The 15,529-nt window shown below is 52.9% G+C and carries 11 protein-coding genes; 6 read left to right on the top strand and 5 right to left on the bottom strand.

Annotated features, from left to right (window positions below; translation table 11 throughout):
• Positions 1-28 precede the first annotated feature (28 nt).
• From F1728_RS08520 to F1728_RS08510, 3 genes are all read right to left on the bottom strand, one after another.
• On the bottom strand, positions 29-1,261 hold the full coding sequence (locus tag F1728_RS08520; RefSeq protein ID WP_145037517.1) for a DUF1573 domain-containing protein: 1,233 nt from the start codon (positions 1,259-1,261) through the stop codon (positions 29-31).
• A gap of 93 nt (positions 1,262-1,354) precedes the next feature.
• Positions 1,355-3,775, bottom strand: coding sequence for an O-antigen ligase family protein (locus F1728_RS08515; RefSeq protein ID WP_155363750.1), 2,421 nt, complete (start codon positions 3,773-3,775; stop codon positions 1,355-1,357).
• Positions 3,768-4,892 (bottom strand): MraY family glycosyltransferase, encoded by a 1,125-nt coding sequence (locus tag F1728_RS08510; protein WP_155363749.1) that lies wholly within the window; start codon positions 4,890-4,892, stop codon positions 3,768-3,770. The genes F1728_RS08515 and F1728_RS08510 overlap by 8 nt, the downstream gene beginning before the upstream one ends.
• Before the next feature lie 302 nt (positions 4,893-5,194).
• On the opposite strand from F1728_RS08510, the gene F1728_RS08505 reads away from it, so the two are divergent.
• Entirely contained in the window at positions 5,195-6,034 is an 840-nt protein-coding gene (locus F1728_RS08505; protein ID WP_155363748.1) for a hypothetical protein, read from the top strand.
• Positions 6,035-6,062: 28 nt separating this feature from the next.
• Here the strand turns inward: F1728_RS08505 and F1728_RS08500 are convergent, their stop codons facing one another.
• On the bottom strand, positions 6,063-7,694 hold the full coding sequence (locus tag F1728_RS08500) for a sulfatase family protein (protein WP_155363747.1): 1,632 nt from the start codon (positions 7,692-7,694) through the stop codon (positions 6,063-6,065).
• A gap of 414 nt (positions 7,695-8,108) precedes the next feature.
• On the opposite strand from F1728_RS08500, the gene F1728_RS08495 reads away from it, so the two are divergent.
• The 5 genes from F1728_RS08495 (at position 8,109) to F1728_RS08475 (ending at position 13,555) form a co-directional block, all read left to right on the top strand.
• A complete protein-coding gene (locus tag F1728_RS08495; protein ID WP_145181298.1) occupies positions 8,109-8,570 on the top strand; it encodes a tetratricopeptide repeat protein in 462 nt (153 codons plus the stop codon).
• Positions 8,571-8,913: 343 nt separating this feature from the next.
• On the top strand, positions 8,914-10,203 hold the full coding sequence (locus F1728_RS08490) for a DUF6655 family protein (RefSeq protein ID WP_315853518.1): 1,290 nt from the start codon (positions 8,914-8,916) through the stop codon (positions 10,201-10,203).
• Between the two features lie 417 nt (positions 10,204-10,620).
• On the top strand, positions 10,621-11,142 hold the full coding sequence (locus F1728_RS08485; RefSeq protein WP_145037531.1) for a hypothetical protein: 522 nt from the start codon (positions 10,621-10,623) through the stop codon (positions 11,140-11,142).
• A gap of 171 nt (positions 11,143-11,313) precedes the next feature.
• Entirely contained in the window at positions 11,314-12,780 is a 1,467-nt protein-coding gene (locus F1728_RS08480) for a sulfatase family protein (protein ID WP_155363745.1), read from the top strand.
• Between the two features lie 109 nt (positions 12,781-12,889).
• Positions 12,890-13,555 carry a 3-keto-disaccharide hydrolase gene (locus F1728_RS08475; protein WP_145439395.1) on the top strand — a complete coding sequence of 222 codons (666 nt, stop codon included), beginning with the start codon at positions 12,890-12,892 and terminating at the stop codon, positions 13,553-13,555.
• 87 nt (positions 13,556-13,642) lie between these two features.
• Here the strand turns inward: F1728_RS08475 and F1728_RS08470 are convergent, their stop codons facing one another.
• Positions 13,643-15,397 (bottom strand): proline--tRNA ligase, encoded by a 1,755-nt coding sequence (locus F1728_RS08470; RefSeq protein WP_155363744.1) that lies wholly within the window; start codon positions 15,395-15,397, stop codon positions 13,643-13,645.
• Positions 15,398-15,529: the final 132 nt, after the last annotated feature.

Below are 15,529 nucleotides of genomic sequence, written 5' to 3'. Positions count from 1 at the left end.
ATTGGTAACGTATTGAAATTTATAATGCTTACAGTGAAATGAACTGAACCTTGAACTCGATGTTTTTGGCGCGGGGGTGGTTGGTACTTAATTTCACCTTTGCCAGATTCCCACGGCCGAATGAGACAGGAGGTTGCCCTTCAGGAATGATAAATTTCAGTAAGTAGCGCTGTTTGTTTTTGGAATCAAAGGATTCGTCTTTTTCAATTTCAAATTTCAGGGAGCCGGGCTCGATCTGCTGGTCGAGGATTTTCAGCGGTTCGTCAAGCCCTTCCACGAACATGGAGAGGACTGCAGTTTTGCCTTTTTCTGCTGAAAACTCGCCCAGATTCAGGTGCATACTGGCCGGATCCCAGCGGACGCCGAAGGTGGGGACGATGCGGATGGGGCCGGTGTGATTTCCCGAGACCTGGATGATGAAATCTCTGGTTCCCGGATCAGCGTCATGTTTATGATCATGTCCTTCGCCCTCTGGGTGGTCGTGTGGCTCGTTGGGGATGTCGGTTTTGAGCAGCATGCGTTCGTTGAAACCACCCAGGGGAAATTTATCTGGATCTGCGGTGACTTCGACCGCGTAGCCGGTCTTGGCATCCACTTCTTTGAGTTCCTGTTTGGTGAGCGGTCGGAAGGTGGAAGTGAGGCCGGGGTGATCGGCTTCGATTTCCAGAATTTTGAATTCATCCAGATATTTCGTATGAATCTTACCGGTGTATTTCACGGGTTCCGTGCTGCTCATGACGGGTAAGGCCCAGTTAGCAGAGCCCTGATAATCGCCGGTAAAGGAGATCAGGCTGTTTGCGGCTCCTTCGATCTGGAGTTTGATTTCTTTTTTCTCGGGATCATTGGTGTAAATCGTTGCGGTCTGACCGAAGCGTTCCTGAGCTGCTTTGGGGGTCCAGGTGAGTTCGACTTCAATGTGTTTACCGGGCGGGACCAGATTGTCCTGCATCTCACTCAGAGTACATTTACAGGTGGTGGCCCCTTTCTGTACTTCCAGAGGGACTTCGCCTTCGTTTTTGATGACAAATTTGTGGGACATGGACTGCCCGACTGCCATGCTGCCGAAGAAGTAGATCGGCTGTGGTACGACTGCTTTGGGATACGGTCCGTTAGGTGCGATTTTGGGACGCTTCTCATCCGGCTCGGAGGCGGGTTTGACGGGGGCAACTGTCTTGAGTTCACTATTGGTCCGGCCCAGCCAGACGGTACCCGCGAGGGCGATAAACAGAACAACTACAGTTGTAACAGTTCGAAAATTCATTGTGACACCAACGAAGAAAGAATTAAAATACCAGCAATAAAAACAAGTCTGTAATCAAAACTTATGTCATTATGAGCCCAAGCATGGTTGAGTTCAATTCTGATTCGTTTGTCTCTCGTTAATTATTTGATTCATGCGACTTACCGTTTCGTCTGTCAGATATTTGTCCACGTGTTGTGCACTGCGGTTGGCCTGATCGAGTTCGAGTGCCTGTTCGGCCTGTTCCCGGCTTTCGCTGATTTGTCCCGCTGCGTGGAAGATTTCCGCCAGCAGAGCGCGGTAGCGGGCATTATGCGGGTAACCGGAGACGGCCCGATTGAGATTTTCGATCGCTTCGGTCAGATCCTCCTGCTGATGAGATGCTTCGAACTGTTCATAGTACCGACGTCCCAGCTCAAAATAGTTGAGCGGACTCAACGGATTTCGCTGAATGGCTGCCTGTTTGAAAGAAACAGCCTCCTCGAAAGCCTGTCGATTCTGGACTCCCTCTCTGAATTTCAGCTCAGCCAGGGCCTGCCAGGGTTCGGGGGAGAACGGGTCCGCCTGACCGGCCTGACTGAATAGCTGTTGCGCAATCCGAACAGACTGCCCACGCATGAGCGTCTGCTCTGCCCTCTTTACGAGCGATTGACTCTGAAATGTTGGCGCAAAGTCGCTCATCACGAATAAAATCAATAACAGACCACATAATGCGAGAGCCAGGGTTTTCTTATGTACACTTTGATTGGGGCGCTGTTGTGCTTGATCTGCGTCGACCTGTTCTGAATTTTCGGGAGAGATAGCGTGGGGCACCGGGAAAGCCAGCGCGAGCAGGAGCAGCCAGGTCTGGGTGATGGCGGGCATCGCGATGCCTCCCGCCACCAGTAGATGCACAGAGAGAGCGACAAATCCGGCAGCCAATGATAGCGGGATAAATGATGTGGCAGACAGATCCAGCGTGGCTTGGGCAGTGGTCCGTTTCCTACCGCCTCGCAGCAGGACGTAAATAACGGCCCAGCCGGGAAGAAACAGCCAGAGCACCGATTCATCGATGCCTGACAGAAAGAGCTGCAGAATCCAGAGCAGGGGAAATGTGAAAGCGAAACCCAGAACCAGTGCCATTCGCAGGAAGGAATCAGCTTCATCGTTCACGGGGGATATCGAGTCTGCCGGCTGCTTTTGGAGCAGCGGCTTCAGGAACCACTGATAGCCTGCCAGCGCGATGATCAATAAAAGACCGGCCAGGGCTATCAAGCCGGCATTCGCCCAGACGTCGAGAAACAGATTGTGTGGATCAGCGATTTCCTCACTCGAACCGGGGAGCTTATATTTCAGATAGTGTTCGCGAAAATTACCCGGACCGGTGCCCCACATCAGGTTTTCTTTAATGACGTCCCAGGTCCCGGTCCAGTATTCGATGCGGTACTGCAGTGACTTGGGGGCTTCGGAAAGAACGGCGCGGTCGAAGCCGCCACTGAGTGTGGCGAGCAGGAAAAATCCGACCAGCACACAGACAACCAGGGTGACGCCTGTGATCAGTTGTTTGCGGGAAAGCCGCTGCGTGGTCTGACGGAGGCGTTGACGTTGCAGCAGTTTCAGAAGACCCAGACAGACCAGGCCCGCCAGAGCCCCGCCCCAGGCACTGCGACTTTTCGTCAGAATCAGACAGTAGCTAATGAGCATGGTCGAGATCAGGTAGACCACGATCTGGAGCCTGTTACGATCCACTGGCGGACTACCTTCGGTTCTGGGGGGCAGGAGACTGTGGACACTCAGTCCTACGGCGATCAGGAACCCGACAGTGAGCAGGCCGGCGAAGGTGTTGGCCAGGGCGAACATGCCCAGCGGTTCGCTGCTGTCCAAGAGGCGCGCTTCGAACTGCTTTCGGCCGCTGCCACTCAGGGCATTCGCGGGGACCCCCATTGAGATGAGTTCGTGTTGGAATTTAGCCTGTGTTTCTGGAGTGACGGCGGCATCGTACTGCTGCCTCACCGACTGATATTCGCGGGCGAGCTGCTTGTACATCCAGTGATGTTGCCAGATTCCGTAGAGGGAGAGCAGGACGATGGTAGCCATAAAACAATGCAGAAAGGTCATCCGTTGAGAGGGGAACCTTACGATGCGGCGGAAGAGAGAAAACGACAAGCCGAGGGCCATCCACTCCCAGAGCATGTGGAGCGCCGCCCGTTGTTGACCTTCGTAAAAGAGGATCATTACCAGGGCTGACAGTGCCTGTCCCAGTACCAGCAACCAGACAGCTGCGTCAAACCGGTCGAGTCGGAGCGAACGGGCGCAGTCGGTAAATTGAGACGTGAAGAACAGGATTGCGACCAGAAACCAGGCCAGCACGAGCGGGAGTGTCTCTCCCTGGGGGGCCGATTCCGCCGGCAGGAAATAGCGGGCAGTGATCAGTAATCCGGTCAGGAACAGCAGCTTGGCGTCGCAGAAAAGTCCCAGCGAAATCGGTGCTGCATCCGGTAGTGCAGGGCTGGACTCCTCTGGTTGTGATCGGTTTTGCTTTCGGCGTTTACTCATTCCGATTTTTCCGACCTACGTTCTCCAGAATCGTAACGATGGACAGCACACAGAGAATCATCAGGATAATCAGCAGTGCCGCGTTCCAGGAGGAAACCTCATACAGGATCAGGCCTCCGACACCGGTGGTGAGTGTCGCCAGGTGGATGGTCAGCACGGTGTCCCGTTTGCTGAGTCCCAGTTCAACCAGACGATGTGAAAAGTGACTTTTATCTGCATGGAACGGGCTGCGTCCTTCCTTCAGTCGAATGATCATCACCGTACAGAAATCATACAGGGGAATCGCCAGAATACAAAGGGGAGCCAGAATCACGTGGCGGGCACCTTCGGACGCACCTGCAGAAGAGTTTCCCGAATAGAAGGTTCCCAGAACCGTCATGGTGGAGAGCAGTAACCCGATGAAATAGCTGCCGGAGTCTCCCATAAAGATTTTTGCCGGGGGCCAGTTATGACAGAGGAAGCCAGCGATGGCTCCCGCCAGAACGAGCAGGACACCTGCTACCAGCCAGCGTGGTTCTCCGGTGTAACGCAGCATGATCCAGGCGAAGAGTACTGCAGCGATCAGGCCGATGCCCGAAGTGAGTCCATCCATATTGTCCAGGAAGTTCAGGGAATTGACGAGCACGATAATCCAGGCCACCGTAAGTGCCATACCCACCCAGGGTTGTTCGACAAACAGGGTGCCCCGTACGCCGCCCAGCACCAGGCCGATGGCGACGAGCAGTTGAATGATCAACCGTGGTTTCCACGAAATATTAAGTTTGTCATCGAGCAGTCCCATGACAGCGAGGATGGTGCCTCCGCCCAGAACCATCCAGAGTTGCTGGGAGCGATAGAGGACTCCTTCCAGATGCGGAGCCAGTTCGCGGGGAATCCATGCGGGGGTGCTGCCTGACTTCAAAATGATCCAGGCAATCAGTTGAGCAGAAGCGATGGGAATGATCACGCCCATCCAGATGCCGACTCCCCCTCCGAGTGGGGTGGGTGTGACATGAACTTTCCGCTGGGCGGGTTGATCGATGAGTCCCCAGCGCGGGGCCAGTTTGCGCATGAGCGCTGTTGCCAGAAAGGAAATGACAAAGGCCGGAACCAGGCAGGCAAATACGAAAAATAACATGACTGTGGATTATCAGCTTGGGTAAGAGAGTTCTTGCAAGTTAAGTTCAGAGTGCTTTATCAGGCCGGGAACGACACACTGAATCAAGTGATCGGCCCGCCGACTGGCGTGCGTTCGCTATCGATTACCAGTGCCTTCCAGGTTGATGGACCCCTAGTTTGGCTGAATCAACGCGGTAGTGGTAGCGAAAAATGCATTTCTACTCCGTTTTCGATTGATATATCTGGTGCAGGAATTACAGTTGAACTGACTCCTATAATCCGAGAACCCACTCAACATTCCAAAGTGTTCAGACCAGGTAAATGAATCCACTATTCGAGGAAGAATTTCGATTTAATCAAGCCAGCCGTCCCAGCTGGGAGTCGAGCCAGCAGCATCGAAATACCGTAACCCGTTACCTGAAACAACTGTCCTCTGTACAGGGGGATCGGCTGTGTGTGCTGGGGGCGGGGAACTGCAATGATCTCGATCTTAACCAGTTGTTGCAGGTCTACGACGAAATTCATCTGGTCGATCTGGATCAGAGTGCACTGGAGTATGCGCTGGAAGCCCAGAACCTCTCAGAAGAGTCAGCGGTTTTCTGCCATACAGGTGATCTGACCGGAGTCGGTGAGCAGCTTGCGGAATTGTCCCGGAAAGAGGACACGTCACAATCTCTGCTGGATGAAGTCCTGGAAGAACTGTCGGGATCGAATCCGCTGGAATTGCCCGGTCCGTTCGATGTGGTCTGTTCCACCTGCATTTTGAGCCAACTGGTTTTGCAGGTCATTCATGCGGTCGGGGAGACCGATCCCCGGTTCGAGGAATTAATGCAGGCTGTCCGCGCACAGCATTATCGTACGATAGTGGATCTGATTACTCCGGGGGGCAGCGGCTTGATCGTGAGTGATTTTGTTTCATCAGAGTCGGCTGCTGATCTGAAGCAGGTTCCCGATTTTCAGTTTACGCAGTACCTTTCGCAGCTGCTTTCGTCGCGTAATTTTTTTCACGGTGTGCATCCCGGAATCCTGCTCTCACAATTGCAGGGTAAGTCGCCCCTGGCGAAACAGGTCTACAACCTGGAAATGTTGCCACCCTGGCGCTGGGATCTGGGCATGCGACAATACGCGGTAGCCGGGATCCGCTTTGAGCGGATTCCCTAAGCCTGACCGCTGCTGGGGGTAATGCCGCTTACTGCTTCTGCTTCTTCGGTGCCCGTTTTTTCTGAGGCGTGCCGCTGTTCCGCGGTTTCTGATACAGAGACGGGGGATCCTTCTGGACCGAACCGGTGTCATCGGGAACCTGATACTGCTTCTGGAGACTTTTGAGTTCTGCTTTCAGCTCTTTAACAATGGGGGCATAGGCGGGATCATCGTACACGCTGTGCATTTCCTGGGGATCCTTTTCCAGGTCATAGAGTTCCCATTCACCCAGGTTATAAAAGTGAATCAGCTTGTAGCGTTTTGTACGGACCCCGTTGTGCCGACGAACCATGTGGGCGGAACGGCGGTCGTTGTAGAACTCGTAGTAGTGGTAATACAGGCTTTTGCGCCATGCAGTTTCTTCGCCTTTGAAGAGGGGGACCAGACTGACTCCCTGCATGTCGGAGGGGATGGGGGCTCCGGCGATATTCAGGAAGGTTTCTGCAAAGTCGAGGTTGGAGACGAGGTCTGTGTTGACACTGCCCGGTTTGATGACGCCAGGCCAGCGGGCCAGAAGTGGCATACGGTAGGATTCTTCATACATGAACCGCTTGTCGAACCAGCCGTGATCGCCGAGATAGAACCCCTGGTCTGAGGAATACATGACGACGGTGTTTTCAGCCAGTCCGGACTTTTCCAGATAGTCGAGCATGCGACCCACGTTATCATCGACGGAGGCGACACAACGAAGATAGTCTTTCATATAACGCTGATATTTCCAGCGGACCAGATCTTTGCCTTTGAGATTGGCCTTGCGAAAGGCCTCGTTTTTCGGTTCATAAGCGGCGTTCCAGACCTTCAGTTGTTCTGGTGTCAGATTTTTGGGAGGTGTGAGTTTCAGGTCGAAATCAGTCATCGTCTTAGCGATGGTCATGTCCTGTTGTCTGGCTGCGGTGCCTCGACCTTCGTAGTTGTCAAACAGGTTTTCCGGTTCGGGAATGGTGACGTCGTCGTACATATGCAGGTGTTTCGGGCCGGGCTGCCAGTTGCGGTGCGGGGCCTTGTGCTGGAACATCAGCATGAAAGGCTTGTTGGGATCTCGCTGGTTCTTGAGGTAGTCGAGTGCCAGGTCGGTGATGATGTCAGTGGTGTAGCCTTCGTGTTTAACACGCTCCCCATTGCGAATCATGGGAGGATTGTAGTAGGGCCCCTGGCCGATCAGGATCTCAGAGTAATCGAAGCCGGTGGGATCGGAGGCGAGGTGCCATTTTCCGACGATGGCGGTCTGGTAACCCTGCTTGCGGAGCAGCTTGGGGAAGGTCTGTTGCGAACCGTCGAATTTGTTGCCGTTCTGTTTGAAGCCATTGAGATGGCTATGTTTTCCGGTGAGGATCACAGCACGGCTGGGGCCACAGATGCTGTTGGTGCAGAAGCAGTTATCAAACCGCATGCCTTCGCGGGCAATCCGGTCCAGGTTGGGAGTCTCGTTGACCTTGGAGCCGTAGCAGCTCATCGCGTGTGAGGCGTGATCGTCAGTAAAAATGAAGAGGATGTTGGGGCGCTGTTTGGAAGCTGCAGCGAGTTTCTGCAGACCGTGACCTGTGAGCAGCAACTGGCTCAAACAGAAAGCGGCGAGCAGAGTGAATGTGAAACGGAAAGGGTGTTCTAAGCGCGGCTGCATCGGGTTCGTCCTCAAGCTGGTGTAGAAATGAGTGTGCATGCAAATCGTATCTGAGTTTCTGGATTGATTTCTATCATGCAGTTTACAGAGAGGAAGTGCAAGTTTTCACATCTTCTGAGGGGGCCGCGAATACGAGATATCAATTTCTGATGATGTATAAATTACAGTGTTTTTCAGAGTAGAAAGTGCAGAAACATCGGTCCTTCGTATACGAAGTGAAAAATCTTCAGCCTGAAAACTGTTGTCTGAGCGGGAGATAGGAGAATTGCAATACTGAGGGATCGCCTTTGGTATGCGGCTTGCATTTGAACTTTCTCATCGTGATTTGTGTCTCAGAGGATTGAGGCCTGTTAAGAAACTGACTGCAGCCGGGCAATGGATTGCTTGCCCCACCGGTTAAAAAAGGAATTGATCATGTTAGAAAACGTTTCTCCCAAAGTTGTACACAAACTGATGGCCGCTGAAGGATACCTGGAACTGGGAATGCCCATTCAGGCTCTGGAAGCGCTCTCGACGGTTGAAGAGGCCGGCCCCCTGGAAGCGATGCGACTGTTTCTGATTGGCGAATCGTATCTGCGTCAGGAACGCTACCACGAAGCGATCGAGCCACTGCATCAGGCTGCCCGCCTGTTTCCTGTAATGGAAAGTCGTAAGGCCTGGAGTTCCCTGAGTGAATGCTTCCGACTGGGGGGCTATCACGAGCTGGCGGAAGTCGCACTGCTGACTGCTGAGGCGGTCGAGGAAATCGAATCCTCGTGCGAAGTCCTGCGGGCTCCGCGCGAAGAATTTCCACGTTGGGAATGGATGCAGGTCTCTTCCCGGATGAGCGGATCCGTGGGGAGTAACTGGCGTGATCTACCCCGAATTCCCCGCTGATTTGCTGAGAAAAACTCAGAAATTATTTCTGAGTGTCAGATATAGAATCTTTGTAAGTGATTGTGTTAGAATGAATTGTGTGATTTGAACGAATTGCAGAATCATATTTGAGTTTCGCGATGTGTCAGCTATACTGCCGCTCCCAGGCGGGTTTCTTAATCACTCTCAATTAAGGTCGCCCGCTGACTGATACCGGGTTTTGGTCGGTTCTACAACCGATGGGCTCTGTATCTCCTCCTGGTCTTGATTCCGTCCTGGAATTGGCCTGCATTTCCCACATTACAATTTAGTATACCTGCCTTTGTTTTTCATGTGCGCATGAAGGAACAGAGATTGCGTACTGATGTGCCTTTCACACAGTCTTCCGGGCTACTGTCTGTCGGTGTTGACCGAACTGCCAGTGGAAACCGTGTGGATCTACTCTGTGCTGAACTCACGATCGCTGAAACTCATGTTTGATAAAATTCGGTTCTTCAACAACAGGATTTCGATCTGGTTGCTGGTGCTGCTGCTCCCGTGTTTATGTGGGTGCGGTAAGATGATCAGCAACAGCGCGACCGAACAGCTGCTGACATCTGATGCAGTTGATCAGACGATTTCACATCTCGACTTCAGCACGCTTTCGAACAAAAAAGTCTTCTTTGATACCTCTTATATCAAGAATATCAAAGGGGTTGGGTTCGTGAATGGCGACTATATCATCAGTTCTCTCAGACAGCAGATCGTGGCTGCGAACTGCCTGATTCAGGAAAAGAAGGAAGACGCGGATTACATTATTGAAGCCCGCGTGGGAACCCTGGCCACGAACGGCCATGAAGTGAATTATGGGATTCCAGCCAGTAACATGCTTTCCTCAGCTGCTTCGCTGGTCCCGACGGCTCCCGCGATTCCGACGATTCCGGAAATCTCGCTGGCGAAAAAGAACAATCAGATCGCGGCTGCGAAAATCAGTGTGTTTGCCTATAACCAGAAGACGAAGGAGCGTGTCTGGCAGTCTGGTGTGCTGCAGGCGAAGAGCACGGCCCGTGATACCTGGATTCTGGGAGCAGGACCTTTCCAACGGGGATCGATCTATAAAGATGGAGCTCAGTTTGCGGGGGCCAGGATTGAAATCCCGATTGGCTCGGGTGATGAGTTCAATAATGAGAGCACGGTGGATTACCTGGAGCCTGCTAAGTTCATTGAGACTTCAGATGCCGCCAACGAAATTCCTGCTGAAATCAAAGACCGGAAAGTAAAGACACTGGCCGAGTGGATCCAGGAAGAGTCGACGACAAAAGACAAGCCGAAAGAAAAGCCGCAGAGCAAACAGGACGCGACAGCCAAGCCGAAGCAAGAGACCCCGTCAGACGCAGAGAAACAGGGCGGGAAGCAGGTCACCAAGGCTGAGACTGCACCAACGGTCGGTGACAAACAACAAGTCGCGCTGGAGCCGGAAAAGTTTAAAACCGTGCTCTTCCTGAAACCAGAAGAAGCGAACGGACATAAAGACTGGTTGCAGGGCGACACCTCACGCCTCTCCACTGTCTGGCCGAACAGTCCTCAGGCAGAGTCCGATGCTGCCTCTCCGAAAACGGAAGCTGAAGAAAAACAGGATTTAGAACAGATGTTTCGGAAAATTCCTGCTGAATAGTTGTTCGTTTTTACGTAGTAGGTACATAGGCCTGGCAAAGGGCAGCAGAGGGTGCTGACTTCGATTCCCATCCCGGAAGTGAACCGGTTCCGTTTCTCGCTTGTCTTAAGAAAAGCCTTGTGGTTGTGCAGTTTTGATTCGATCTGCCACCAGATTGATACCTGAGCGACCGCCAAATTGGCACTGTCCATGCCGATTGCAAGGCTGCCATGTTGTGTTAAGTGACAGTTATTTATGAGTTTAGGGATTGCTTTTGTTGCAGGGAGGCAGATTTGGCACATTCTATGCAATAAAATTAAACCAACAGACTCGTCGAGACGTTTCAAAATGATGGGAGACGGTAAGCGGGTCGAGAGGTTTTAATTTCCCCTGAAATTCAACCAGCGTCTTCACCTGCTGATGGTGATATGGGAGGTAATGATGATGATTCCTCGAATTCCTCAAAAAACAGTTCGCAGACTGATTGCTGCAGAGGGTTATCTGGAACTGGGGATGCCCCATCAGGCACTCAGAGAATTGGATAAAGTGACTGATCCAGGATCCCTGACGGCGTCCTTTTCATTCCTGCGAGGGGAATCTTTAAAACGGATCGGTCGTTTCTCGGAGGCGATCAAACCTTTACAGTACGCGGCAGATTTGCTGCCGATCCCGCACAGTCAACTTCCCTGGAAATCACTGGGAGCCTGTTATCGGGAAAGTGGCCAGAGTGATCTGGCGGAAACAGCCGAGCAGACGGCGGATGAAATCGCCTCAGAAGCGAATATCCATCTGCGTTTTGAACCACTGGGATCGCAATACAATCCCGTCGTCCACCATGAAGTGCATCTCACCATCAATTTTGAACCGATGCCTGAAGAAGAACAGGCCCAGTCAGACGAAGATATTCTGCTCGAAAATGAAGAGACTGAAGACTTCGGAATTGACCCTGAAATCGAATGATGCTGATTTACTAACCTTTGTTTATGAAATGACTTGCTGAGAATCTTCTCCGTAGAATTACCACCTCAAGATTGTGAAGTCCGACCTGTTGTAGTACCGTAGAGTCTGCGGTCTGGTGACAGGTCGTTTTTTATTGATCCTGCAATCTTTCTAAACGAGGTGACGTGCCCGATGCATGTTCTGATACGTTCTCGAAACGGGCTGCTCTGCCTGTTTACATTCTGCCTGCTCTCTCTGCTGTGTGTCTCTGTTTCCCCGGCTGCCGAAACGCGTCCGAATATTGTGATGATCCTGGCAGACGATGTCTCCTGGAATGATCTGGGCTGTTATGGTCATCCATCGATCCGTACTCCTAATCTAGATCGGCTGGCAAAAGAAGGTCTGCGTTTTGATAACGCTTATCTCACCATCAGCAGTTGCAGCCCCAGTCGCTGCAGTGTGATCACCAGTCGTTATCCACATAATACAGGTGCCCCGGAACTGCATACGCCGCTGCCGGAAGGACAGGTATTATTTCCCCAGTTACTGCGCGATGCCGGTTATTACACGGTGATCTCCGGCAAACAGCATATGGGCCCGTACGCGTTGACCTCCTTCGACCATGTCTCCAAGGGAAAAGGACCGGGACGCGAAGAAGACTGGGTACCGATTCTCAAAAAACGGCCTAAGGATCAGCCCTTCTTCTGCTGGTTCGCTTCTACCGATGCGCACCGTGCCTGGCAGAAATCCAAACAGACTCAGCCGCATCAGCCTGAGGATGTGGTTGTGCCTCCCTATCTGATTGACAGCCCGGAAACGCGGAAAGACCTCGCCCAGTATTACGATGAGATCAGCCGCCTGGATTACTTCACCGGTCAGATTCTGGATGAACTGGATGCCCAGGGGATTGCAGACAATACGCTGGTGCTGTTCTTCGCTGATAACGGACGTCCTTTTCCCCGTTGTAAAACCAGACTCTACGATAGTGGTATCAAAACGCCGATGATGGTTCGCTGGCCCAAAGTTATTTCGCCGGGAACCGTGACGAACAGCCTGGTCAGTACAATTGACCTCGGGCCGACTTTTCTGCAGGTTGCGGGAGTCAAAGCGGATCCACGGATGCAGGGCGTCAGCTTTGAGAATCTGTTTACCGATCCGAAGGCGAAGGTTCGTGACTACGCATTTGGTGAGCATAACTGGCACGTTTTTAAAGCCCATGAACGCATGGTTCGTTCCGGCGACTGGCTCTATATCAGAAACGCGTTGCCGGGGCAGCGCAATCTGTGCGTGGAATCGATCGACTTCCCCTCGGGCGAAGCGTTATGGGAACGGTATGAAGCCGGCAAGTTGAACAAGCATCAGAAGGATGTGTTTCTCAAGCCCCGTCCGCAGGAAGAGTTATACAAGGTCAGCAAAGACCCTCATCAGTTTGAGAATCTGGCGGATAAGCCTGAATATGCGAGCGAACTGGCTCGTCTCCGCACAGTGCTGGATCAGTGGGCTGAGCAGACCGGGGATACAATTCCCGACAATCCGACTCCGGACCGCAACCAGCGTCCCGGGGAGCCGAAACCGGGTGAGTTTGAACATCGCGAGATGCCCGGCGATGCCCGTGACGCGCAAAAGGTCAATCAGCCCGGTCCTGTATTGGCAGACTGATCTCGGAGGCGATGATGATTTCAATCCTGTCAGCACGGCTGGTGCCGACGATTAAATAACCCGCTATTAATTAATTGACAACTACGAGACTTTATTTTGGAGAGAAAGTATGAAACGCAATCAAGTATGGGGCTTAACCCTGGCGTTCCTGGCAAGCCTCTGTCTGGCAGGTTCTGTGCAGGCTGGAGAATCTGGCTGGGTCGAGCTGTTCAACGGCAAGAATCTCGAAGGCTGGACACAGCATAACGGAACGGCGACCTATAAGGTTGAAGATGGGACGATCGTGGGAACGACCTCTGAAGGCAGCCCCAACTCGTTCATGTGCACCAAAAAGAATTACGGCGATTTCGAGCTGGAGTTCGAAGTTAAGGTGGCAGATGAACTGAACTCCGGTTGTCAGATTCGCAGCCAGCAGAAAGACGGCGATGGTCGCGTGAATGGTCCCCAGGTTGAGATCGAAGCCAGTGGTAAGAACGGAGCCGAAGCCGGTTATGTGTATGGCGAAGCTACCGGTCGGGGCTGGTTGACTCCCGAGGATCGTCTGAAGCCACATAAAAACATGAAAGATGGCGAGTGGAACAAGTTTCGGATCGTTGCCAAAGGTCCCCGGATCCAGACCTGGATCAATGGTAAGCAGATCGAAGATCTGACGGATGAGGCGATCTATAAGACGCATCCCACAGGCTTCATTGGCCTGCAGGTACACGGCATCAAGAAGGGTACCGGTCCTTATTCGGTTGCCTGGAAAAACATTCGGATCAAAGAACTCGACTAGTTCTGAAGACCGAAACTGAAATAAAAAACAGGCCGGCAGGATAGATTTCCTGCCGGCCTGTTTTATTTTGCGAGTACTGAATTCGTTCTATTCAGGTACGTTTGCGGCTTTATATTCTTCCGCTTTGCGGGCAGCGAGAGCATCCAGAATGGGGGTGATGCCTGCATCGAGGGCAATCATTTCTGCATCATCAGCAGTCCGCCATTTGGTTTCGATTTCGCCGTTTTTGAGTCCCTTACCGCCGATGACAACGCGATAGGGAATCCCAATCAGGTCGGCGTCATTGAATTTGACACCTGGCCGGGCGTTACGGTCGTCAAAGAGGACGTCGATGCCGGCTGCTTTGAGCTCTTCATAGTAGCGTTCTGCAGTCTGCATGACTTCGTCATCCTTGGTATTCAGCGGAATGACGAGCACCTCATAGGGGGCAATTGAAAGCGGCCAGATCAGGCCTTTGTCATCATGCTTTGTCTCAGCGAGGCCTGCGATGATGCGGTTTATCCCGATGCCGTAGCAACCCATGATAATCGGATGCCGTTTCTCTTTCTCATCCAGAAAGTCGGCGTCGAGGGCTTCCGTATATTTGGTACCCAGTTTGAAGACGTGACCGACTTCGATGCCATGTACGATCGCCAGAGGTTCCCCACTTTTCGGGCAGGGATCGCCGGCGGCAGCGTTTCGCAAGTCGTAGGTGGTATCCAGTTCATAATCCCGGCCCACGTTCACATTCACCAAATGGGCGTCGGCTTCATTCGCACCAGTGATGGCATTGGCGATCAGCGGGATGTCATGGTCGGCGATGATCTTGCATTTGATTCCCACAGGGCCGGCGAAACCGGTGGGGGCGCCTGTGACTTCCCGGATGGTCTTGTCATCAGCCAGTTCGACAGTGGTCGCACCCAGGGCACGGCGAATCTTGCCTTCGTTGGCTTCATGGTCGCCGCGAATCAGGACAGCCACTGGTTCGTCATCAGCCTGGTAGATCAGCGTTTTGATCATCTGTGAGGGTTCACAGCCCAGCATCTGACTGACCTGTTCAATGCTGGTTGCCCCAGGAGTGGCCTGTTTTTCCATAGTCCCGGCATCAGCGGAGGTTTTGATTTCAGGGGTGGGACGACCGGTGTCGGCCCGTTCCATGTTGGCTGCGTATCCAGAGGCTTCGCAGTAAACGATCGAGTCCTCGCCGTTTTCGGCGGGGATCATGAATTCGTGCGAGGCATCGCCGCCGATGGGGCCGCTTTCTGCTTCTACGGGCAGATACTTCAGGCCACAGCGGGCAAAGATGCGGCAGTAAGCGCGGTACATGCGGTCGTAGATTTCATCCAGCTGCTCTACGGAAGAGCTGAAGCTGTAGGCGTCTTTCATCAGGAACTCGCTGGTCCGCAGCACGCCGAAGCGGGGGCGTTCTTCGTTGCGGAACTTGGTTTGAATCTGATAAACGGTCAGCGGCAGCTGTTTGTAACTGCTGATACAGTGGCTGATCAGGTCGGTGACGACCTCTTCGTGTGTGGGCCCAAGTGCCATGGGGATCTGACGGTTTCCACGAGGGACGTTGAACTGGATCAGTACGGAGCCAAATGCGTCTTTCCGCTGAGTGCGTTCAAACAGACCCAGGGGTTGCAGAGCGGGCATGTGGAGTTCTGCGGCGCCGGCGGCGTCCATCTCTTCCCGCACAATCTGAGCTGCTTTCTGGATCGATTTCCAGCCCAGGGGGAGGTAGGTATAAGCGCCTGCCATCAACTGTCGGATCAGTCCGGCGCGAAGCATCAGCTGATGGCTGGGAATTTCCGCATCGGAGGGGACTTCTTTAATCGTGGGGATCAGCGTATTTGACCAGCGCACTTGAATTCCTTAAGTGATTGAGGAGTAGGTGTTTATGTTACTAGTGGATCGGCCGGGCGGAGTCTTGCTTTTGCAGCCGACTGATGGCCGCGTATTCTAGCAGAACGGGTTCAACTCCAAAAGGTTCGCCTT

It is taken from the genome of Gimesia benthica, assembly GCF_009720525.1.
GTDB lineage: Bacteria > Planctomycetota > Planctomycetia > Planctomycetales > Planctomycetaceae > Gimesia > Gimesia benthica.
This window is presented reverse-complemented; position numbering and strand designations above follow the sequence as displayed.